Source organism: uncultured Fluviicola sp. (assembly GCF_902168135.1).
Taxonomy (GTDB): domain Bacteria; phylum Bacteroidota; class Bacteroidia; order Flavobacteriales_D; family Crocinitomicaceae; genus Fluviicola.
On record NZ_CABHOL010000022.1, the window covers coordinates 1 to 24,437 of the forward strand.

13 protein-coding genes are annotated in these 24,437 nt (G+C 41.4%); 7 read left to right on the forward strand and 6 right to left on the reverse strand.

Annotated features, from left to right (window positions below; genetic code table 11):
- Window positions 1–293: 293 nt before the first annotated feature.
- The 3 genes from QZT69_RS08950 (at window position 294) to QZT69_RS08960 (ending at window position 5,306) form a co-directional block, all read left to right on the forward strand.
- Window positions 294–2,486 carry a M43 family zinc metalloprotease gene (locus tag QZT69_RS08950; RefSeq protein ID WP_294673244.1) on the forward strand — a complete coding sequence of 731 codons (2,193 nt, stop codon included), beginning with the start codon at window positions 294–296 and terminating at the stop codon, window positions 2,484–2,486.
- A 141-nt stretch (window positions 2,487–2,627) separates the two neighbouring features.
- The gene (locus tag QZT69_RS08955) at window positions 2,628–4,250 is read left to right on the forward strand and encodes an ABC-F family ATP-binding cassette domain-containing protein (RefSeq protein ID WP_294673245.1); all 1,623 of its coding nucleotides are present in this window, start codon (window positions 2,628–2,630) and stop codon (window positions 4,248–4,250) included.
- A 162-nt stretch (window positions 4,251–4,412) separates the two neighbouring features.
- Entirely contained in the window at window positions 4,413–5,306 is an 894-nt protein-coding gene (locus tag QZT69_RS08960; protein WP_294673247.1) for an FkbM family methyltransferase, read from the forward strand.
- A gap of 239 nt (window positions 5,307–5,545) precedes the next feature.
- Here the strand turns inward: QZT69_RS08960 and QZT69_RS08965 are convergent, their stop codons facing one another.
- The gene (locus QZT69_RS08965) at window positions 5,546–9,382 is read right to left on the reverse strand and encodes an FG-GAP-like repeat-containing protein (RefSeq protein WP_294673248.1); all 3,837 of its coding nucleotides are present in this window, start codon (window positions 9,380–9,382) and stop codon (window positions 5,546–5,548) included.
- A 121-nt stretch (window positions 9,383–9,503) separates the two neighbouring features.
- Here QZT69_RS08965 and htpG point away from each other — a divergent pair, with 121 nt between their 5' ends.
- The 3 genes from htpG (at window position 9,504) to QZT69_RS08980 (ending at window position 17,032) form a co-directional block, all read left to right on the forward strand.
- Window positions 9,504–11,393 carry a molecular chaperone HtpG gene (htpG, locus tag QZT69_RS08970; RefSeq protein WP_294673250.1) on the forward strand — a complete coding sequence of 630 codons (1,890 nt, stop codon included), beginning with the start codon at window positions 9,504–9,506 and terminating at the stop codon, window positions 11,391–11,393.
- Between the two features lie 54 nt (window positions 11,394–11,447).
- Window positions 11,448–12,224 (forward strand): TerB family tellurite resistance protein, encoded by a 777-nt coding sequence (locus tag QZT69_RS08975; RefSeq protein WP_294673252.1) that lies wholly within the window; start codon window positions 11,448–11,450, stop codon window positions 12,222–12,224.
- Between the two features lie 140 nt (window positions 12,225–12,364).
- Window positions 12,365–17,032, forward strand: a complete 4,668-nt coding sequence (locus QZT69_RS08980) for a PKD domain-containing protein (protein ID WP_294673254.1) — start codon at window positions 12,365–12,367, stop codon at window positions 17,030–17,032.
- Window positions 17,033–17,124: 92 nt separating this feature from the next.
- Here the strand turns inward: QZT69_RS08980 and QZT69_RS08985 are convergent, their stop codons facing one another.
- Window positions 17,125–17,835 (reverse strand): SAM-dependent methyltransferase, encoded by a 711-nt coding sequence (locus QZT69_RS08985; RefSeq protein ID WP_294673256.1) that lies wholly within the window; start codon window positions 17,833–17,835, stop codon window positions 17,125–17,127.
- The gene (locus tag QZT69_RS08990; protein ID WP_294673258.1) at window positions 17,835–18,302 is read right to left on the reverse strand and encodes a low molecular weight protein-tyrosine-phosphatase; all 468 of its coding nucleotides are present in this window, start codon (window positions 18,300–18,302) and stop codon (window positions 17,835–17,837) included. Before QZT69_RS08990 ends, QZT69_RS08985 begins: the two co-directional genes overlap by 1 nt.
- Window positions 18,303–18,515: 213 nt before the next feature.
- Here QZT69_RS08990 and QZT69_RS08995 point away from each other — a divergent pair, with 213 nt between their 5' ends.
- Window positions 18,516–19,385 (forward strand): sigma-70 family RNA polymerase sigma factor, encoded by an 870-nt coding sequence (locus QZT69_RS08995; RefSeq protein ID WP_294673261.1) that lies wholly within the window; start codon window positions 18,516–18,518, stop codon window positions 19,383–19,385.
- Here QZT69_RS08995 and priA read toward each other — a convergent pair.
- The 3 genes from priA to QZT69_RS09010 form a co-directional block, all read right to left on the reverse strand.
- A complete protein-coding gene (gene priA / locus QZT69_RS09000; RefSeq protein WP_294673263.1) occupies window positions 19,382–21,865 on the reverse strand; it encodes a primosomal protein N' in 2,484 nt (827 codons plus the stop codon). The two genes, QZT69_RS08995 and priA, sit on opposite strands and share 4 nt — an antisense overlap.
- A gap of 163 nt (window positions 21,866–22,028) precedes the next feature.
- Complete coding sequence (locus QZT69_RS09005) at window positions 22,029–23,162, reverse strand: hypothetical protein (protein WP_294673265.1); 1,134 nt, start codon at window positions 23,160–23,162, stop codon at window positions 22,029–22,031.
- Between the two features lie 79 nt (window positions 23,163–23,241).
- Window positions 23,242–24,309, reverse strand: coding sequence for a VOC family protein (locus tag QZT69_RS09010; RefSeq protein ID WP_294673267.1), 1,068 nt, complete (start codon window positions 24,307–24,309; stop codon window positions 23,242–23,244).
- Window positions 24,310–24,437 lie beyond the last annotated feature (128 nt).

Consider the following 24,437-nt stretch of genomic DNA (forward strand, 5'->3'; position numbering starts at 1 on the left):
CCCCTACTTTTTTGCCAGGTTTTTTTACGTTTCAAATCTAAAAAGAATATTTTGTGGTATCCCTAAAGTACTAATCGGAGGTATTTTAACAGAAATTGGCTACCGTTCATTCTTAATAGATGGACTTTTAAATCGCCTCAATGACATTTAACTAAACAAATGAACATTTAACAAAACGTATAATTACTTCATATACATTTGTTTCGTGTGATTTTTAAAATGCGAATGGGCCCTCGGATTTGAAAGATACACATCATAAATAAATGATGTCCAATCTATTAAAGCTATTAAACATGCGCAAAAATTTACTTTTAGGAGCTCTTGCTTTCACAGGGATCCTTACAACAGGAAAAGTCCTTGCACAGGAGCACTTTAGTTGTGGAATTGATAAACAGCGTCAAAAACTGATTGCCAAAAATCCGCAGATAAAGGAAGATTATGAAAAACTGCTTCACCGCTACACAGAGAACCGTGTTATCAACGGGAAGTCAACAACCGTCCGTATTATACCAATTGTATTCCATGTTGTTCACGAATATGGGGTAGAGAACATTTCAGACCAGCAGGTGCAGGATGCCGTTCGTATCCTGAATGAGGATTTCGGAAAAAAGAACCAGGATACCATTGCTGTTGTTTCCCCTTTTGATACTATTATCGGGAATACACAGCTGGAATTTAGGTTGGCAACCCTGGATCCCTGGGGAAATTGTACGAACGGGATCGAACACATTTACAATCACCAGACCGTTGCGGCAGACAGCTATTCGAAGCTGAACCAATGGGACCGTGAGAGATACCTGAACATTTGGGTGATTGGTACCATGGATGATCCGGATGTGGCAGGTTTTGCACATTACCCGACAGATGTAACCGGAACAGGATTCTGGCTTGACGGAGTGGTAATGGTGCACAGTTCAACCGGAAGCGTCGGAACGAGCATTCCATACCGCTCGCGGGCATTGACACATGAAGTTGGCCACTATTTGGGGTTGTCACATACCTGGGGAAATAACAACGATCCGGGACTTGCTGCCAATTGTGATCTGGACGATGCTATTGGTGATACACCGAACTGCATAGGTTTGGACCACTGTGATTTAGCAGCCAATACCTGCGCCGAATCAACGAATCCGGGAAATTACTGGTCGTTTGATGTGATCGATAACACCCAAAATTATATGGATTATTCCTATTGCTCAGCCATGTTTACCAACGGTCAGTCCAATTTCATGAACAATGTGCTGGACCAGACAACAAGTGGGCGCAGTAACATGTATACGACAGAGAATTTGCAGTTTACCGGTACATCCTCACTAACACCTGCAACTTGTATTCCTGCCGCTGACTTTTATGTGGACGTGAATGGAATAAGTCCGAATGTGGGATCAGGTGCTAATGCCATGACTGCTTGTGCCGGAGATCCGATTGCATTTAAAGATGCTTCCTGGAAAGCAGGAGTTACTTCCTGGTCATGGAGTTTTCCGGGAGCAACACCTTCATCTTCCACGGATCAGAATCCAACGGTTACCTACGCTTCTCCGGGTTGGTACAATGTAACTTTAACCGTTGCAAACAATGCCGGGTCGGACACAAAAACGATGAATAACATGATCTATATCCAGGGCGACTGGGCAGAATACACAGGTCCGCGTATGGAAGATTTCAATCAGAACGGGAATTTCTGGATTACACACAACCCGGAAGGTAATTACGCTTCCTTTAACCGCGTTACTTCAGGCGGTAAATCAAATACAGCATGTTTCAAGCTGAATAATTTCAAAGATATCTCCGCTGCGCAACAATTTACGGAAGATTGGTATTACAATGATCGTCTGGGAAATTCAAAGGATTACTTGATTTCACCTGCAATCGATTTGAGAAGCACTTCCAATATTACGATTTCTTTTGATTACGCTTACGGAACAAAAGCTACGGCTACAGCTGATATTACGGAAAAATTGATCGTGTATTCTTCCCGTGATTGTGGAAAAACATGGATACAGCGTCAAACACTTACCGGTAACAATTTGGTAACTGCAGGATATGTCGGGAATACAGATTTCACTCCGGATAATGAACTTGACTGGAAAACGGCAAGCTTCACTTACACACCGAATGCTTCGGATAACAAGACAAAGTTCAAATTCGAGTTCGTCGCTTCTGATTTCTCTTCCAACTTCTATTTTGATAATTTCAATATTTCAGGAACTTTAGGAATTGAAGACAACGGATTATTATCAGCGATCTCACTGGCTCCGAACCCGGTTTCCAGCGGATCTGATCTTTCCGTTGAGATTGCAAATACCGAGGCAGGAATGAAATTAGTATTGATGGACTTAAAAGGTGCACTTATTTCAACAACAGATGTTCCGGCGTCTTCAGGTGTTCAAACAGTTCATATTCCGATGAATGTTGCAAAAGGATGTTATATCCTGAATGCAGTTCAGGGAAGTGCGAAATCGACACACCGGGTAATCGTTCAGTAATTAGCAATTATAAATTATCAAGGGTGGATCTGCTTAGATTGCCCTTGATAATTAAATCATTAATAATTGATAATTTCTGAGATTCTTTTTTTTAACGGGGGAATATGTGCTATCTTTGCACCAAAATTCCAAGTATTTCTCATGATTTCAGTAAATAATCTATCTCTTCAATTCGGTAAACGTGTCCTTTTTGATGATGTAAATCTCAAATTCGGTTCAGGAAACTGCTACGGTGTTATTGGTGCTAATGGTGCCGGTAAATCGACATTCTTAAAAATCTTAACAGGTGAGCAGGACCCAACTTCCGGACGTGTGGAATTGGAACCCGGAAAACGTATGGCTGTATTGAGTCAGAACCACTTTGCTTTTGACGAATTTGAAGTATTGCAGACCGTAATCATGGGGCACAAGCGTTTGTTTGAGATCATGACCGAAAAAGATGCTTTGTATGCGAAGCCGGATTTTTCAGATGAAGACGGAATGCGCGCTTCGGAACTGGAAGCTGAATTTGCTGATTTGGAAGGATGGAATGCTGAAACAGATGCAGCTACTTTGTTGAGTAACCTGGGAATTGATGAAAGTAAGCATTACATGAAAATGGAAGATGTTCCTTCCGAATACAAAGTACGTATTTTGCTTGCACAGGCCCTTTTCGGAAACCCGGATGTGTTGGTACTCGATGAGCCTACCAATGACCTGGATCTGAAAACAATCGGTTGGTTGGAAGATTTCTTATTGGATTTTAGAAACACAGTAATTGTGGTATCTCACGACCGTCACTTCTTAGATACGGTTTGTACGCATATCTGTGATATTGACTTTAGCAAGATCAATGTATTTACAGGTAACTATACGTTCTGGTACCAGTCATCTCAGTTGGCAGCTCGTCAGCGTGCAGATAAGAATAAGAAAGCGGAAGATAAGAAGAAAGAACTACAGGACTTTATTTCGCGCTTCTCTGCAAATGCTTCCAAATCCAAACAGGCAACCAGCCGTCGTAAATTGATCGAAAAATTAGATTTGGAAGAAATTCAGCCGTCTTCCCGTCGTTATCCTGGAATCACATTCCACCAGGAGCGCGATGCCGGAAACCAGATTTTGACTGTAAGCGGATTAACGAAAATGCACGAAGGAGAATACCTATTCAAGGACTTGTCATTCACTTTAAATAAAGGAGACAAGGTTGCCATCGTTTCTAAAAATTCCATTGCAATAACGCAATTCTTTGAAGTTTTGAACGGAAATATGCAGGCTGATAAAGGAGAATTTACCTACGGTACAACGATCACAACGGCTTACCTGCCAAACGATAACTCTTCCTTTTTCCAGGATAAATTGTCATTGATCGACTGGCTGCGTCAGTATGCACAAACAGATGAGGAAAGAGAAGAGGTAAGTATCCGCGGATTCTTAGGTCGTATGTTATTCTCCGGGGAAGAAGCATTGAAAAGTGCAACTGTGCTTTCAGGAGGTGAAAAAGTACGTTGTATGTTGTCGCGAATGATGCTTGCAAAAGCAAACTTCCTGATGATGGACGAACCGACAAACCACTTGGACTTAGAGTCTATTACGGCACTGAACAACGGAATGTCGGCATTTGAGGGAACGATGTTGTTCACTTCTCATGACCACGAGTTGGTTTCTACGGTTGCAAATAGAATTATCGAATTGACACCGAACGGTTTCATTGATAAAATGATGCCTTACGATGATTACCTGGCAGATGCAAAAATTGCAACCCTGCAGGAAGAGCTTTATGCTTAATTAAAATAGTGATAATGGGAACGCCGGTCTATTCCAGATCGGCGTTTTTTATTCCTTTCAAATTGGTAGTTTTTTGGAGAAATGTTTAAAACTCCCCCTTCGGAGGGGATAAAGGGGGGAGGATTTTGACTGAATAAACGTAACTTCGAACCAAATCAGAATATGTCAATTCCTGAAAAATCTTTTTTCGCTCGTCATAAGCTCATTTCCGCATTGCGCGATTGGGATGTAAAAGGAATTCGCCGGCTCTCCGTGTCATTACCTAAACTCTTGCTTCCAGATCCTAAATCTGTAGGAAAACATGTGCTGAAAACCATTCACGGAGTTAAAATGATGATTGATCCATCTTTGGATACAGGTGTCGAACTTTCACTTTTTGAGACGGGGACCTATGAAAAAGGAACCATTCAGTTACTGGAAAAATATTTAAAACCGGGAGCTTCATTTTTAGACATCGGTGCAAATATCGGTTTGATGTCCGTTATCGCTTCTAAAATGGTAAGAGAAGGAGGAATCGTTTATGCGGTAGAAGCGAATCCGGGCACTGTTGAGATCCTGCAGACCAATATCGATTTGAACAAGTGCAAAAATATCGAATTGCTTCCGATTGCACTTTCGGATACTCAGGGGACAGCATTGCTGTTTGAAAATTGGGAAGTAAACCGTGGCGGGGCATCCTTGATTTCTCAAAGCGACAATCAAAAAGGGGTGGAGGTCAAAATGGAACGCTTAGATGATCTTTTTGACGAACAGATGAAAATCGACCTGGTAAAGATTGATGTAGAAGGATTTGAACCCCAGGTAATTCGCGGAGGAATGAATTGGTTCAAAAAGCAATTGCCGGTTTTTATCATTGAAGTTTCCGAAAAACGCGAAAAAGAAATCGGTCCGAGTCCGGCTGAAATATGGAAACTGGTCCAAACCATCGGGGATTACCGATTTTATAAGCAAAAGGGTACCAAGGAGCGAAGAGGGAAATTGGTAGAGATCAAAACAGAGGAAGAACTTCCAAAACACGATAATATTATTTGTGTTCCGCTGAAACGCATCAAGTGATTGATTAAAAATTTTTGAATAACGCTGAAATGGGTTGCCCATTTTGAATGGGCAATCAGTTTGGAAAGCATTCCTAAAAAACTCATGTCAAACAGTTGTAAGAAAAGATGATAAATTTTCTGCTGGTTTCACCGGATAGAACTCATTAAAAAACAGCGTTTCTTCTATTTCAATCTTCTTTTACCTCGGAAATTTTACGATCGGGCATAACTGTAGGTAAGTATTCGATTAAGTATTAGTTAATATTTAACGATTGTTTTAGTTAGTATTAATTGATTAGAATGATCCAATAAGTTTATAAAATAATACCCGCTTTCAATGAGAGAAAGATCCATCTCATAAGTCTCATTTTCATTGATTTCCATTGTTTGAATAATTTGCCCGTTTAATTGAACGAGGGTGATTTTATAGTATTGCTTCTCTTTAGAGAATAAATGAACTCGTGTAAAGTCATTGGCTGGATTTGGATAGATATCCAACTGAACCAGTTCTTGAAACTCATCTAATCCTAAACATTCCTCGATGTTGATTGTAATGATTGTGTCAAGTTGGGCACAAATAGGGTTGTTTACAACTAACGTAAGTAAAAACGAACCTGTTGTATCTGAAATCCAATTGAAATTGGAAGAATCCTGTGTTTCGAAATTTGATAAATTCCAATAATGATTTGTGCTGAATAATTCATTGTTTACTGAACCAACTATTACACTCCCAACACAGGAAGGGTTGGGTGAAAGGGTATACTCTATTTCAGTAGGACATTCAAATAGAGTATTGATAGTTTGGTTTGTCGTGATTTCAGGGTTGAAATCAAAAAAAATGTCGGCCTTGTTCAGAATTTGAGTACCATATGGCAAACCTTCGTTTAATTTAATGCGATAATTGATGAATCCATGACTTCCAGGTTCGTCTGTTGTACTATCCGGTAAATGAATGTTGTCAAACAGAAAGCTAATTCGTCCATTTTGGTTCCCGTTGATTACAACTGGATGGCTGTTGCTTAAAGGGGTTAATGTCGACCAATCTAAATGTTGATCTAATTGGTCTATGATTTCTATTTTACTCGCAGTATCAGTTCCTGTATTTTGAAAATAAATCGTGTATTCCATCCAATCTGAATCTAGCGGAATATATCCGGGAGATTCAATTCCTGTTGGAGTAACTGTCTTGATATTTGGATCAAAAGCGCACGTATGAATCGGCTGAACAGAATCTCGGGTAGTTAATAATTCAATTCCGGCAATAGGATCTATAATTGATACTGTTAATCGAGAGGTCATTGTATCACCCTGGAAACTATAATCAGGCATTAACGCCTGGACATGGATTACGTGGGAGTTAAAATAAAGAAGACTATCGTAATGCCAGTAAAGATGTTGACCTATAATCGAATCAGGAATGACATTGGAAGCCATATAGTTTACAGGAGTAGGTAATTCCAATTCAATAATTCCGGATGGGACGGTGGTCCCGACATTTTTGACCTTTATCCAATAATTTGAAACAGTGTTGCATTCCGCAAGTCCGCCATTTAATGAGGCACTGATTTCATGCACGGTATCGTTCTGTGAAAAACCGAAATCCAGATTTGAGTAGTTTAGATTGAGTGAATCCAAGTAAAGGTGGTATTGAGCAGAATCTGTGGATAAACTCCAGTGAGGAATAGTGTTTGGTTGTATGAGATAAATTCCTGCTGAGTCAGTTAAGTGAAGGATATAATTTCCGTTGGCATAGGAAAAAGTGAAATCACTTTGAGGATTTGAGAAAACGAATACATCATTGATCCCAACATCTGTTGAATCAAATAATCCGTTCTGATTCAAATCTGCAAAGATTCGTCCGGATGAATTGGATTGATTGATAAAATTATTCTCGTAGAAGATGATTTTAGATCCTAAGTCATTAACAACGACAAAGACATCTTTATCTCCGTCATTATCTATATCCATAGGATAAGTAATGGATTGGAGGTGATTCCCGCCAATGGCTTGTAACGGTCCGAAGTTTCCGGAGCCCGTATTTTCAGACCAAACCGTAAGCGTCGATCCATTGTAGGCAGAATATAGAATATCCAAATCACCATCCAAATCTAAATCAACAGGAGTGATAGATCTTATGATAGAAGTAGGTTGAAGACTGATAACATGAGGGGAACTAAAGGTCAGATTCCCCAGATTTTCCAACCAGTTAATTTGAGAAGTGAAGCTGTTTCCAATCAAAATATCCAAGTCTGCATCTCCATCCAGGTCCGCTACTTCCATGCATGGGATTTGACCATTTAGAGTAACAAGATCTACACTTTGAGCGAATTGATTGCTCCCAAGATTGCGCAGCCAGGATATTTGGTTTGAACCAACCACGATGTCTTTGAGCCCATCGTTGTCCATATCTGAAATTGCAATGGTTTTTACATTTGTTACATAATTTACCAATTGGGATGAGCCGAATACGCCGCCGCCTTGGTTTACAAATTTTCGGATCCAGCCTTCGTGTTCATGAGAAGTAATAATATCCAAATCACCGTCATTGTCCGAATCAACTAGTTCTGCATCAAATAGTTGGTTGTCTATCAGGCTTGCAGATGTAGGTTGAGAAAGCCCATGTACAGTAAATGTTTCATTGCCATTATTTTCCAACCAGTAGATAACAACCAGGTTGTTACCATTCGTATAGGAATGATAGGTTGAATAAGCCAGAATATCCGTATCACCATCATTATCGATATCACCCGCTCTTACAATAGGAGTACCACCTTCGTTAGAATAAGCAAATTGGCTGTAAAGTATTTTCTGAAAATCAAAAGTTCTGTCTCCTGTGTTCTTGAAATAGGATATTCTGCCATCGCTTGAACCACTTATTAAATCAGGTAAACCGTCATTATTTACATCAACTTCGCACAGACCTCCAACAGAAGCCAGCGAACCGGAAATTAACTTTTGAGGTTCAAAGGTCGTGTCTGCAATGTTTTTATAGTAAGCAAGTTTGTGGTCCAGACTGCTTCCCGAAACAAAATCAGTATCACCATCATTGTCCAGATCGGCAAAATTCAGAGATAAATTACCTTGGGTCGAGGTTGTGATAGTAAATATATCTGTAAAATTACCGAGTGAATCCTTTCTTGTCCAATAGGAGCCTACATATCCCGTTGCTCCGAAAGTATTGATAGCCTGAGACCAGATCAAATCCTGATCACCGTCTGAATCCATGTCCCTGAATGCAACGTAAACACAGCCTGTAAAGCTGTTCTCTATGATTGTTGGGGCTGAGAAGGTACCGGAACCAGTATTGATGAATTGTTTTATACCATCACCACATGCAATCAACAGATCCGGGTCCGAATCACTGTCAATATCGAAAGAGTTGATGTAGCGTGTAGCATATGCCTGATTTGAGATAAGTTGTGGAGTAGAAAAAGTGATTCCTCCTTGATTAACCACTTTGGTTAGGTTCGTGTTATTACCAAAGCCATAAATGATATCCAAATCTAAATCTCCATCAATATCAACGATATGCAATTTAGCAGCAAGACTGCTGCTTGTTGTGAATAAGTTTGTTGGACTATCGAATACCAGACTGCCTTGGTTTAATATCACTTTAACCAGACCAACGGATGAGATAACGATATCGGAAAAGCCATTGTTATCCAAATCTGTCAGGTATATTTCATTCAGATTGGATATACCTGTATTTATTATTTGTTGTGGTCCGAAATCGCAAGATCCCAGATTTTCATAATAGGCAATTTTGTTATCATTACTCGATGCAGAAACCAGATCCATATCCCCATCATTATCCAAATCATCATATTTAAGGGAAACTGGTCCATCCACTCCAGCTGTAATTAAATGTCTTCCGGATGGTAAAAAAGTGGAGTTGCCAAAATTTTCAAATAATACGATTTCATCGGATATGAATGATGCAGAAGCGATATCCACATCGCCATCATTATCCAAATCCACACTTACAACTGAAGATATTCCCAGGGTAGAATGAGTGATGTCTTTTTCTACTCCAAATTGGGCAGAAGTATAGAAAGTGAACAGGATTTGAACTAGTAGGAACAATTTGATTTTCATGGTGGCGTTGTTTTGGGTAAAGTTAAAAAATATTTTTAATGGTCTTGTGAACAGCTGTCATTTTGTCATAAAATCTCACTTGGCACAAACCTTGACAATACAAACCCAAATTTCAAAAAGTATGAAAACAGGACAAATACATGTTTCAACGGAAAATATCTTTCCGATCATTAAAAAATTCTTGTATTCCGACCATGAGATTTTCTTACGTGAGTTGGTTTCAAATGCCGTAGATGCAAGTCAGAAATTGAAAGTGCTTGCTTCAACAGGTGAATATAAAGGAGAGTTGGGTGACCTGAAAGTGGAAGTACTTTTGGATAAAGAAGCCAAAACACTAACAATCCGTGATAACGGAATCGGGATGACAGCCGATGAAATTGATAAATACATCAACCAAATTGCATTTTCCGGTGCGGAAGAGTTTGTAAAACAATACGAAGGAAAAGACGGGGCTGAAAGCATCATCGGGCACTTCGGTTTAGGATTCTATTCGGCATTTATGGTTGCTGAAAAAGTACAGATCCGCACCTTGTCCCGTCATGAAGGCTCACAAGCAGTTCAATGGGAAAGTAACGGTTCTCCGGAATTTACTCTGTCTGAGATCGAAAAAGATACACGCGGAACAGATATCGTATTGTTTATCAATGAAGAATCCGTTGAGTTTTTGGAGAAATCGCGCATCCAGGGAATTTTGGATAAATACTGTAAATTCCTTCCGATCCCGGTTTTCTTCGGTACAAAAGTAGAATACATCGACTCGCCGGAAGGGGAAAAAGACGAAGACGGAAAAGTAAAACGCGTTTCTGTAGACGTTCCGAACCAGGTCAATAATCCGAAACCGGCATGGACTTCAGCTCCGGTCGATTTGAAAGAGGAAGATTACAACGCTTTCTACCGGGAATTATACCCGATGTCTTTCGAGGATCCATTGTTCCACATTCACCTGAATGTTGATTATCCGTTCAATTTAACGGGAATTCTATACTTCCCTAAGATTAAGGAAAATGTAGAGGTTCAGCGAAATAAGATCAATTTGTACTCCAACCAGGTGTTCATTACTGATTCGGTTGCGGAGATTGTTCCTGAATTTCTGACCCTGCTTCATGGTGTCATCGATTCACCGGATATTCCTTTGAACGTTTCCCGTTCATACCTTCAAAGTGACGGGAACGTGAAGAAAATCTCAGCACACATCACCAAAAAAGTAGCTGATAAGCTGGCAGAGATGTTCAAGAAAGACCGTGCGGATTTTGAAGCAAAATGGGACGATTTGAAGATCTTTGTGGAATATGGAATGCTGTCTGATGAAAAGTTTGCGGAAAAAGCAAAAAGCTTTGCCCTGATCAAAAATACAGATGGGAAGTACTTCACAATTGATGAGTTTAAAGAGCAGATAGCACCGCTTCAAACAGATAAGAACGAAAAAGTAATCGCGCTTTATACACATAGCTCTGAGGAACATTTTTCCTTTGTGAAACAAGCTAAAGATCGTGGCTACCAGGTTGCAGTCATCGATGGACCGTTAGCTCCTCACTGGATTTCAAAAATCGAACAAACCGTTGAGAATTTCAGTTTTGCACGTGTAGATGCGGACACTTTGGACCAATTGATCCAAAAAGAAGGTGAACTGCCTGCAAAATTGACAGAAGAACAGCAGTCGGTGTTGAAACCATTGTTTGAATCGGCTGTAGACCAACAAAAATTCAAAGTGGAATTCAAGTCTATGAGCGAATCCGACGCTCCGATTATTGTTACACAGCCGGAATTTATTCGAAGAATGATGGAACAGCAAAAATACGGAGGCGGAGGTTTCTTCGGAGCTTTCCCTGAAACATACAACCTGGTTGTGAACGCGAACCATCAGAAAGTAGAATCACTTTTGAATCTTTCGGACGACACCGAGAAATCGACCAAGGTAAAACAGCTTACAGATCTTGCTTTGCTTGCGCAGGGTATGCTGAAAGGAGAAGAATTAAATAAATTTATTGAGAGAAGCATCTCATTCGTATAATGAACAATCCCCGTCGGGAGTTTGATTTCTGGACGGGGATTTTATTTTTGTAGCGTGTATAGTATCATTTTTGCCATTTTAGGATTTGTTTTAACCAGGAGTTTTTTCGGAGCGATTGCCGGTTTCGTCATCGGGGGGATTGTACAGCAATTTTTTGTAAAACCCAATCCGAACGGACAAGGCGGCCAGAATGGCGGAGGATCTCGTCAATCATTCCAGGATATTTTTGACTATTACACGCAGCAAACGCAACGCTACGATTTTCCGACCCAATTGCTGGCGCTTTCCGCTTACATGATGAAAAGTGACGGAAAAGTGGTGAAATCGGAATTGAACTTCGTAAAATCCTTTTTGGCACAGCAATTCGGGGATCAGTTCAATACCTCTCATTTACAAACGCTCAAACACTTTTTGGATGCACCAAGCATTCCGATTGACCAAATCTGTTCGGATATCCGGATGCGTGCACAGGTTGAGATCCGTATCCAGCTTCTGCATTACTTGTTCGGGATTGCCCAGTCTGACGGACAAGTCTCCGACCAGGAAATCAAAACCCTTCAATACCTGGCAAACCTGCTGCAGGTACCACCGATGGATTTCAGGTCCGTTCAGGGAATGTTTAGGCAAAACCTGAATGCCGATTACGAAATTTTAGGGATAGAAGAGTCCGCATCAGATGAAGAAGTGAAGAAAGCCTATCGTCAAATGGCAGTGCGCTATCACCCGGATAAAGTAGCTTCTTTGGGTGAAGAATACCAGAAGGGGGCGAAGGAGAAATTCCAACGCATCCAGGAAGCTTACGACAATATTAAAAAAGCCAGAGGTCTCTAAATCAAAATGATCCGGCTATAACGTTGTAGTTTTTTCCAGGTTAGCGATATATTAATCGAAGGTTAAAAAAAATAAAAACCGACACCACCATGTGAGATTATTTACGTCTATTTGCTGATAGCGTTAAATAACTCAGGCCTATGCCGACAACAAACTACTCTCGAAACCTCGTTTTCATCCTGTTCTTATTTTTTATAGGAACAACTCCTTTATTTGGTCAGGAAAAATACGCAAAGGCAGGGATGATTGCTACAGCAAATAATCTGACATCTTTTCCTGCTTCAGAATTAAAGAGCCTGGATGAATGGAGAAAATACAATGATCCCAAATACTATTCCCACCCTGATTTCGGAAGACTTCCTAAAAATACTCCGTGTGAGAATTGTGTAGAAGTACTTGAAAAACGGACAGTCGATGAGCGTTATTTCATCAATCTCAATGATACGAAAGAGTTTTTCATGCAAAGGGCTTTGGGAGACCTTCATTATTCGGTAAACGGAGAATGGGTCACCATTGATCCTTCATTGCACCCGGTTTCGGCTACAAGATATGAATCAGCTTATTTACCGGATCAGCCCGCAATTGATTTTGCTGCCGGGCGAACAGAATTGAAAAATGCTAACGGTACACTTCGTTTTAATAATTGGAAATTAATTGTTGTCCAAAATGGAATGGAAGTCAATCAGTACAGTGCCAATTGGTCTGATTACACGGTTGGGGAAGATGGCGCAATGATACATCATGTTTTCCCGGGAATCGATGCGGAAATGATCGTTCAAAGAGGAGCAATTAAAACCAGCTTCATCGTTAAATCGAATGAATTCGGAGCATTTGACCATTTGGTTTTTCGCGAAGAATTAGAGAGCACATCGCCGATTCATGCTGAATTCTCGAATGGAACACATACCCGCGGTATCGGAAGTTTGAAATTAATGGACGGAACAACAGAGGTTGCTATTATGGATGAGGCTAAATTATTTGCAAAGGGCGGACCGAAGAGCCTTGCCCGTTCAGCAGAATATGTCATTCATTCCAATTTGGTTGATTTGATTGTTGATTACGACTGGATTAATGATAACATTGCTTCATACGAATTGGTTGTAGATCCAACAGTGGGAGCAAGTGGTCTTTTGGGCCAGGTTTCGATCACCGGATCAAGATACAACGCATCGTGCAACTTTACCAATTCCTGTGATTACAACCTCACATTTTCAAGTCCTGCAAATGCAACGATTTCAGATGTGAATTTCTCCTTTGTTTATTCTGCGAACGGAACAACATGCTGGCTTCAGGATGGAGCCACAAGAATAGGTCTGGGAGGTTGTAACAGCCCGTCTGCAGCCGGTTATTATTGGTTTTGCAACGGTATTGGAGGCGGAACCTGTACGGCAACAAACCAAACAATCTTTTCGGATATTTCTGCTTGTTTGCCTGCACCAAGCTGCACTCCTCAGAGTATGACTTTTGTTTTGAAGTTTTATCGTTCTTGCTGGGGAGCATCGGGGTGTTCCAATACGTGCATTGGCGCCGCTTCGCCATTTACGGTAAATGTGATCGGTAGAACGCTGGAATATGCAAATCCGACAACTCCGATCACGCTTTCGGCAACAACCGTTTGCCAGGGAGGATCAATTACTGCTTCTACATCCGGATCCGGAGGTGTTCCGGGATATACCTACAACTGGAGTTTTAGCCCTTCAGGCACTCCAAGCGTTGGAAGTGGTGCAAGTGCCAGCATTACATTCCCTACTGCAGGAACAATTACGCTTTATTCTATTGTAACGGATGCCTGCGGAAACCAGGTTACGAACAGCAGAACGGTAACAGTAACAGCAGGAACACCGCCTACAATTACTGCTGGCGGCCCTACAGCTTTTTGTGCAGGCGGATCTGTAGTTTTGACATCTTCATCAGCGACTGGAAATACCTGGTCAACCGGGGCAACAACACCATCCATTACGGTTACAACTGCAGGTTCTTATACCGTAACTGTTTTAAGTGGTTCTTGTTCCGCAACTTCTGCTGCAACAATAGTTACTGTGAATCCGACTCCCGCAACACCGACAATTACAGCAAATGGCCCAACTACTTTTTGTACCGGAGGTTCGGTTACATTAACTTCTTCTTCCGCAACGGGTAATACCTGGTCTACAGGTGCGACAACTCAATCTGTAACAGTTTCCACAAGCGGTACTTATACTTTGACAGTTTCAGCAAGCGGTTGTACTTCAGCTTCAGCTTCTTCAACAGTAACAGTGAACCCGCTTCCGGTAGTACCGACAATTACAGCAGGTGGTCCGACAACTTTTTGTTCGGGAGGATCCGTAGTGTTGACGTCATCTGCTGCAACAGGAAATACCTGGTCAAACGGAGCAGCGACCCAATCAATTACGGTTACTTCCAGTGGTTCGTATACCGTTACATTTATGGATGCAAATGGTTGTTCTGCGACATCCGCTTCCACCGCTGTTACAGTTAATCCAACTCCGGCAATACCAACGATAACAGCCGGTGGTCCGACTTCTTTTTGTGCAGGCGGTTCTGTAGTTTTGACGTCTTCTGCTTCGACTGGAAATACCTGGTCGACCGGAGCAACCACACAATCCATTACAGTTACAGCAAGCGGTTCTTACACGGTGACAGTTTCCAGTGGATCATGTTCTTCGGTATCTGCTGCAACAACGGTTACAGTAAATCCACTTCCGCCGGTACCCACAATTACAGCTAGCGGTCCCACGACTTTCTGTTCAGGTAGCTCGGTAACTTTAACTTCATCTTCTGCAACCGGAAATACCTGGTCAACCGGAGCTACAACCCAGTCAATCATGGTTACAACCAGCGGTTCCTATACAGTTGCTGTTTCCAACGGCTCCTGTTCCTCTACATCTGCTGCAACAACAGTTACGGTAAATCCAACACCGACGGTTCCAACAATTGCAGGAAGCGGACCGAGTTCATTTTGTGCAGGAGGATCCATTACTTTAACTTCTTCATCACCAACCGGAAATACCTGGTCGACAGGGGCAACAACCCCGTCAATCACAGTTTCTGCAAGTGGTTCATATACTGTCACAGTTTCCAGCGGATCATGTACTTCAACTTCTTCACCTTTTGTGATTACTGTTAATCCGCTTCCACCTGTTCCAGCAATCACAGCCAGCGGACCAACGACATTTTGTGCAGGGAGTTCTGTTACTTTGACTTCTTCTTCCGTAACTGGTAATACCTGGTCTACAGGAGCAACGACTCAATCCATTACGGTTTCAACAGCAGGGTCCTATTCAGTAACAGTCTCAAACGGTACTTGTTCATCGACTTCATTATCTGAGATTGTTACGGTTAATCCGCTTCCACCGGTACCAACAATCACTGCCAGTGGACCAACGACATTCTGTGCAGGTGGTTCCGTTACATTAACATCTTCAGCGGCAACAGGAAATACCTGGTGGGTCGGAGCGTACTCACAGTCGGTTACTGTCAGCACCGGAGGAACTTATACGGTTACTGTTTCTGAGTTAGGATGTACTTCAACATCTGCGCCTATTTCTGTTACCGTAAATCCTTTACCAACCGTTACAGCATCGAATAATGGGCCTTTGTGTGTAAATCAACCATTGAATTTGACAGCAAACGGAACACCGGGTGGAACTTATTCCTGGACCGGACCGAATTCATTTGCTTCAACTGCTCAAAATCCGGGAATTGCATCGATAACCAATGCTGACTTTGGTGTTTACACCGTAACAATTACCCTTAATTCATGTACAGCTACCGCCACCACGAATGTAGCTTCGAATACCGGAGTTTCCACAGCTATTTTGCCTGCCGGACCTTTCTGTGCGAATGATATGGCTGTCACTCTTTCTTCGGTAAGTCCGGGAGGAAACTGGTCGGGAACAGGAATTGTAAATGCATCAACCGGCTTATTTGATCCGGGTGTTTCCGGACCGGGCTCGTTTGTTATTACATATGATATCCCGGGGGGATGTTCAGGAGCATCAAACGCAACCATTGTTGTAGATCCTGCTCCGGCAACCAATTTTACCGCAGATAATTTATCTGGCTGTGCGGATTTGCAGGTTACTTTTACCAATCAAACTCCATCGACAGCCAGTGCTCAATGGGTTTTTGGAAATGGTCAGACATCTGCATCTGTTTTAAACGCCTCCACTGCATATAATTCTCCGGGATGTTTTACGGTGTCATTAACAGTAACGGATTTGAACGGGTGTTCTGCAACTTCAACGAAGGCCGATTTTATATGCATCAACCCAAGTGCAGATGCATCTTTTACAGCTTCTCCTTACGAAACGACGGTTACACATCCTGAAATCCATTTTATCAATACTTCATCCAATGCTACGGGGTATAGCTGGAGTTTTGGTGATGGAGGAAATTCGGCTGCTGTTTCTCCGACTCATGAGTACGATGAGGTTGCAAGTAATTATTCCGTGAGACTGATTGCAACGAATGCATTCGGATGTCCGGATACAGCTTATGCCATTGTACGAGTATTGGATGAGGTGATTTATTACATTCCAAATTCATTTACTCCGAATGGAGATGAGCATAACAATACTTTCCAGCCTGTATTTACTTCCGGATTTGACCCCTATAGTTTCAGATTATTGATCTTTAATAAATGGGGAGAAACCATCTTTGAATCAAAAGATGCCAAAGTAGGGTGGGATGGTACTTACAACGGAGTAATGGTTCCGGAAGGAATGTACGTCTGGACAGTGACATTCAAAGACCCGAATACAGATAAAAAGTATACGGAAAACGGCCACATGACACTTATAAAATAGATTAAGCGTTCAATTGTTCAAAAGGTTCAAAAATTAAATGCGGGTGATTTTCTTGAACCTTTTACTTTTTCAGCAGTTGAACTTGGGGTAATTTATAATTTCCCCAGGGCGAACATCGTAGGTTGTTTACTTAAGTCGTAAGCGTTTTCTCTCCAGTCTTTGATCGTTCTTGTTTGGACACGTTCATTAAATAAGGTCAGGTTTGATGCTACACAAAGCAGCGTGTCATCTGCCAGTATGTTCAATAGATCTTCAAATACGTGCATGGTTCTGAACGGAGTGTCCATGAATAATTGTGTTTCACCGCTTCTCTTAACACGTTGTTCCAGGTCTTTCAATTTACGGATGCGTTCCTTTTGTTCTTTCGGCAGGTACCCGTGGAATGAGAATTGTTGTCCGTTAAAGCCGCTTCCGATCAGTGTCAAAAGAATAGAGCTTGGTCCAACAGTAGGGCAGACATGGATTTCATTCTCGTGAGCAAGGGCAACCAATACAGCTCCCGGATCTGCAATTCCTGCACAACCTGCTTCGCTGATAATCCCAACACTTTTACCTGCTTTTAGGGTTTTGATCAAATGGTAAACCTCTGTTGCAGCAGTTGCTTTATTCAATACAAAGAATTCTGATTCGTCTATCGGGAAGCTGCGGTCTATTTTACGCAGTAACCGACGTGCAGACTTAACATCTTCAACAGCAAATACCCGAAGTTCACTGGCAATTTCAGCTACTTTTTGAGGAATAATGTCTTCTGTTGATTCTCCTCCAAGTGTATTGGGAATAAGGTATAAATTGCCTGCGCTCATTAATTTTGTATTAAACGGTTGTTCTTTAAAAATGCGTTTGTTGCCTGGTCCAATAATTCAATGACTTCTTTGAAATTCAGGTCGTTCCCATAATATGGGTCCGGAACCTCCATGTCCTGGTTTGGATATAATTCATTCAAAAAAAGTCTCACCTTCTCTTTATCCTGCTCATTTCTGGCCAGGCGTAAGATGTTTTTCTCGTTACTTTTATCCATTGCAAAGATAATGTCATATTTGTCAAAATCAGCAACGGTAAACTGACGTGCCCGTAATTCATCGATTGAAACTCCATATTCGAGTGAAAGTCTTCTCATCCGATGATCCGGCTTTTCTCCCACGTGGTAGTTTGCTGTTCCTGCAGAATCAACCTCCATGGATAAATTGTATTGTTTCACCTTGTGGCGAAGCCATCCGTCTGCCATCGGAGAACGGCATATATTTCCCAAACAAACCATTAAAATCCGCATAAATTCAATCTTTTTTGAGGTGTAACGCTTGTGCAGAAGCTTCAGCGAAGGCACAAAGTTACTTTTTTAACTTCATTCTGCGAAATCTTCATTGATTCACACAATTTGTTAGTTTAAACAAACCGTTTATTCATTTAACATTTTTTGATTCCAACGAACACAACTATGTGTATCTTATAATCGTTATATTCATGTAAATCAATAGTAAAGACCATGAGACAGTTAAAGATTGTAAAGCAAGTTACAAATCGGGAGACCGCCTCTCTCGATAAATACCTTCAGGAAATTGGTCGCGTTGAATTAATTACTGCCGACGAAGAGGTAGAATTAGCTAAACGAATAAAGGCAGGGGACAAAAGAGCGTTGGAACGTTTAACAAAAGCTAATTTAAGATTCGTAGTATCTGTTTCCAAACAGTACCAAAATCAAGGATTGTCACTTCCCGATTTAATCAATGAAGGAAATTTAGGTTTGATCAAAGCAGCCGAACGTTTTGATGAAACCAGAGGATTTAAATTCATCTCTTATGCGGTTTGGTGGATTCGTCAGTCGATTTTGCAGGCTCTTGCCGAGCAGGCTCGTATTGTGCGGCTTCCATTAAACAAAATAGGAACAATTAATAAGATCAACAGAGCATACAGCGAATTGGAACAACTCTATGAGCGCCCGCCTTCAGCAGATGAATTGGCTGAGTACCTGGAGTGTTCTGTAGAAGATGTACGTCAGTCACTGGCAAATACCGCAAGACATTTGTCGATGGATGCCCCATTGGTAGACGGAGATGAGAGCTCGTCAAGCATGTACGATGTGTTGCCGAATGATTCTCTTCCAAGCCCGGAAAATGAATTGACCAAAGAGTCATTGCGCAGAGAGATCGAACGTTCGCTTTCTTCCCTCTCAGGTAGAGAAGGAGATGTTGTAAGACTTTATTACGGACTAAACGGAAAACATCCGCTTACTTTGGAAGAGATCGGAGATTTATTCGATCTGACCAGAGAGCGTGTAAGACAAATAAAAGAAAAGGCAATTCGACGCCTGAAGCATACATCCCGAAGCCGGATGCTTAAATCATACCTTGGTTAAGCGGGATCTACGTCAGTAATTAGTCGAATAGGTTTGAAATGGGGAACGCTGAAAAATTGATCCGTCAGCTCATGTAAGCGTTCCTTTACTTTCTTTTGTGGAGCATCCTGCTCAATTTTTAAAACAATTTCTTTCAAATAAAAGTTCTGGATCCTCGCAATAACCGGGGATTCAGGACCTAAAACGCGCTCGTGGAACTGTTCTTTCAATAGTTTTGCTAAATGCTGTGCACCTGTCTCCACCAAGTCTCTGTCCCGGTGCTTTAGGGTAAAGCGAATCAATTTATAGAACGGTGGATAATGGTAATTCCTGCGTTCAACTACTTCATTAACAGCAAATGAATCGTAATCGTGTTCCATTACTTTTTGGATTACCCAGTGATCCGGATTCCCGGTTTGGATAATTACCTTCCCACGTTTGTTTCTACGGCCGGATCTGCCTGCAACCTGTGTCATTAATTGAAAAGCACGCTCAAATGCCCTGAAATCGGTTTTGTTGAGCATTAGATCGGCGTCCAGTATCCCAACCAGTCCTACGTGATCAAAATCCAGGCCTTTTGCCACCATTTGCGTACCGATTAACACATCGATTTCCCGGTTTTCAAAGCCTTGTATCAATTCCAGGTGACTGTTTTTATTACGGGTAGTATCCAGATCCATTCTGCCGATTCTTACATCGGGAAGGATCAATGACAGATCATCTTCAATTTTTTCGGTCCCGAATCCCAGCATTTTTAGGCGATTGCTTCCGCAGGCAGGGCAAGTCCCGATGGGATTGGTAGTGTAGCTGCAGTGATGGCACTTGAGCAGGTTGGAATGTTTGTGGTAATTTAAGGTCGTATCGCAGTTGATGCAACTCGGGCTGAAACCACAAATTTCGCAAGTCCATATCGGAGTGTAACCTCTCCGGTTTTGAAAAAGAATAACTTGTTCCTTGTTCTTTAATGTTTCAATAATGTTTTCGAGCAGGAATTTTGAAAAATGTCCGTTTAAGCTTTTTTGCCGGCGTTCCTCTTTCATATCTGCACACAAAATTTCAGGAAGCTGAACTTGTGAAAAGCGTTCCGTAAGGAGCACATGTCCGTATTTTCCATCTCGTGTATTTTGATAGCTCTCAATGGAAGGAGTCGCAGATCCCAGCAGGGTTTTTGTTTTGAAGAAATGGGCCAATACGATTGCCATGTCTCTTGCATTGTAGCGCGGAGAAGGATCTTGTTGCTTGTAGGAAGATTCGTGTTCTTCATCCACAATTACCAAGCCCAGATCCCGGAAAGGAAGGAAGATAGAAGAACGTGCTCCAACTACCAACCGGAATTGTTTCGGATCGTTTTGAAGTACCTTATTCCAAATCTCGACACGTTCATTGGAGTTGAATTTTGAGTGATAAACTCCGATCTTCTCACCAAAATAGGCCGATAGCCGCTGGATTAATTGGGTTGTCAGTGCAATTTCAGGAACCAGGAATAAGACTTGTTTTCCCTGGTCCAATACTTTCCGGATCAATTCGATGTAAATCTCGGTTTTCCCTGATCCGGTAATTCCCTGAAGCAGGATCGTATCTTTCTGGTGAAAACTTGTCTCTATCTCATGCAGTGCTTTGGATTGAGCGGCGCTCAAGTCCGGGAATGCGAATTTGCTTTGATCAATTGAATTTATCCGTGATATTTCAAGACGCTCTGTGCGTAGAATGCCCTGTTTTTCCAAGGTATTTATTGCCGACAGGGAACAACCTTGTTCTTCCAATGATCTCCGAAGGATAGGAGTGACTTCCCCTGCGTGAAAACCACCCAGCTGGAGTATTTTTAAAAGGACCTGTTCTTGTTTTTGGGTTGTTTTTTTTAGGGCAAGTTGTTCGAATAATTCGTTTAAAACAGCATCCGAACGGTACTCTTCCTGGAGTACAACAAATAATCCGGTTTTTGGTGTGAACTTATTGGAAACTTCTTCCAGAGTCAGGACAACGTTCTTTTCAAGAAGTATTTTGATCAGCGGTTGTATTGTTTTAATTCCGATGATTTCGGAAATTTCCCTCAGATCGAGTGTTTCTTTGATCTGAAGTGCTTCAACAACCAGGTATTCACGATCGGATAAGTGGGAACTTTCTCCGTTAAAATCCGGATGAATGACAATTTTTGTTTCGCTTGCCAATTTGAAATTAGCCGGAAGCGCTGCGTTCATCACGTCACCAATCGGAGCCATGTAATACTCGGACATCCATTTCCAAAATGCGTATTGTTTTTTGGTAATGATGGGTGTTTCATCCAGGATGTGCTCGATGTATTTTGCCTGGTACAGGCGAGGGGCGTCCTGGTGTATTTTCGTGATAATTCCGGTATAGAGCTTCCCTTTTCCAAAAGGAACGATTACCCGCAGGTATTCTTGGATTTGGTCATTCATTTCGAATGGAACTCTATAAGTAAACTCCTGGCTTAAAGGAATGGGTAAGATGATATCAACGAAAAGAGTAACACGCTCGCTCATGAAACAAATTTAGTGAACTAAAAACAAATAAAGGTGTTTGTTTCAACTATAAAAAAATAGTTTTTTCCGGTAAATGGTGGATAATCTTATACCTTATCCTAAAATGAAAAAATCCCGTCTATCTAATGATAAACGGGACTTCTTAAGTTTCAGTTTTAATAGCTTATTGACAAGCCCAGGATTCTCCATTATTGATGTCGGACTGGAAATCACTGCAGAACATTAAAAGTCCTGTTATTGGTCCGATGCACAATTCTCTTGTCGACAAAAGATCAAGAGCTCTGGTACTTGCTGTACTGAATTTTTCGAGTTTGTTGGTCATTCTTGAGGTGAAAATACCAATTACCGGACCACCGTCAGGACGCGTCAAATTCGTAAATGTAGGCTTGTTTTGTGCTAATGAAGAGCTTGGTTGGTTCACCAATATGTATTTGCTTAATTCGGAAGATCCTCCTGTCATGAGTAATCGGATGGAAATCAACTTTCTTCTGGTAATGGTCGGATCGTTCGTACAATTGTTTTTGAGCAACGTATAGAACGTTTCTCCGTTAGCAGGAAAAGTAGAGGTTGAAGATGTAAGCTGATCCCCGTTGTATTCTCCCACTTTCCAGATAAATGATTTTCTAACCGGAACCCCATTGAAATACTCATCAAAAAACACCTGCATACGCGTATCCACTACTTTGGCATTTCCATTATTTGATTTTAAGGTCACCGAATTGTATTCTTTTACGTTATTAACCATTTTAACAAAGGAATAACTCCCGGCAGCAGAAGGCTGAGCGATAGACATTGCCGAAACCAGTTTGGTTTGGGCATTTACTACAATTTCTCCCCCGTTGATGGTTGCAATTAATCGGTAAGTTACATCATCTTTTAACGCCGTCATTGGATTTGGGTCATTTGTAGAAGGCTGATTGTTGATGTTGAAAGGTTCTGTCTTGAAATAATATACCTTTTGGTTCGGACTATAAAAAGCCCCCGGGACTTTATTCGTCAAAACCGTATCTCTCAATACCCAGGATCTGATTTTGGTTGATGTCCATTCTTCAATTTTAATTTCAGCCTCCTGAAAATAGTTCGAATCTTCAATCTGAGCAACTTCCAATGCATTGTTTGAACCTCCAAAAGTACGGGTAAGCTTTACATAATGTAAAGAGTCACTTTTGTCCAATAATCCGAATAGAACAGGAGTTTCCACATGTTCTCCGGCAAAATCAATATCGTCTTCACAGGAAGCGATCAATACCAAAGAGGCTAAAATAATGGAGCAAAGTGAAAATTGGAGAAATTTCATATGTATACAATTTGTCTCAAAAATACAATTTTAATTCATAGGATGAAAGTGATTAAAATCAACAGAAGCTACTGTTAAATCAATCCTTTACGCGATTAAATCTCATTGCCCGAAGCATCCAGTTGGGAAGAAAGGCTCCCGGTTTTTTATTTTTCAGATGAATGTACCATCCCAATTTTTTCATGACAGGAACTTTGTGAGTTTCCACAAATTCAATCCAGGTGCCGTCGGGATCTTCAATATAGCTGAATCGACCACCCGCTTCACCCATGTCAAATGTTTTTCCTGAATCAACGGTAAACGGAAAGCCCAATGCTTCACATTCTTTTTGCAAATCATCCATTCCCTGAACATCGAAGCACAAATGAATGAATCCCCAATCTCCCCAGAAACGGTCCTTAAAAATCGATTTTGAATCTGTTCGGTCAACAGCCTGGACCAGTTCTATTTGAGTTGGTCCCAATAATTTAGCAAAAGGCCCTTTGCGGTCCTCGGTATGCTGAAGCAATACTCTCCTTACTTGATGATTTCCGTTGGGAATGTTATTAAAAGCATCAAAAGTGTCTGTTACATCGTAAACAATCTTGTCGTATCCCAAAATAGTCTGGTAAAGCGGTAAAGCCTTTTCTATAGAGCTTACACCGATCATTGAACCTGCAACTCCACCGGTTTTACCCTCGAATTTGGTATCCATGAACCATCCGGAACCTTCAACGATATCAAATAGATTACCATTCGGGTCTTCTACCAAAAAGTGATAACTGCCATTAGGTAATTGCTGTGGCTCAGATAATACTTTTGCTCCTTTTTTAGTCAAAAATGCGTGCGTAGCTTTTACATCTTTTGATTTGATGCGGCAGGCATATAGTCCAAAATCACCCAAAATGACCGGCTCCTTGCTTTTTTCAGTTGGACGGGAAGTAAACTGCCAGATCTCGAATCCACCGCCACTTTCCATAGAAAGTGCAAGTGTTGCGGTTCTTGAATGAATGACACCTCCGGTGTATCTCGTCATCAACGGAGCTTCAGCCGCCTCTTCAAAAATTCGTACGTCTACACCAAAGTGTTCTCTATACCATTTCCAGATTGATTGAACGTTGGGAACACCAATTCCCATTTGCTGAATACCACAGATGATTTTTGCCATTTTTTACTTTTTTGCATCCTGATCCGTTACTTGCCAGACCAGAAATTGAATTTGGTGCGGCGCCTGTGCCATAGCTTCTGCGCCGGGACAAAGATACTAGGAATCTCGAAAGTTCAAATATTCAAATA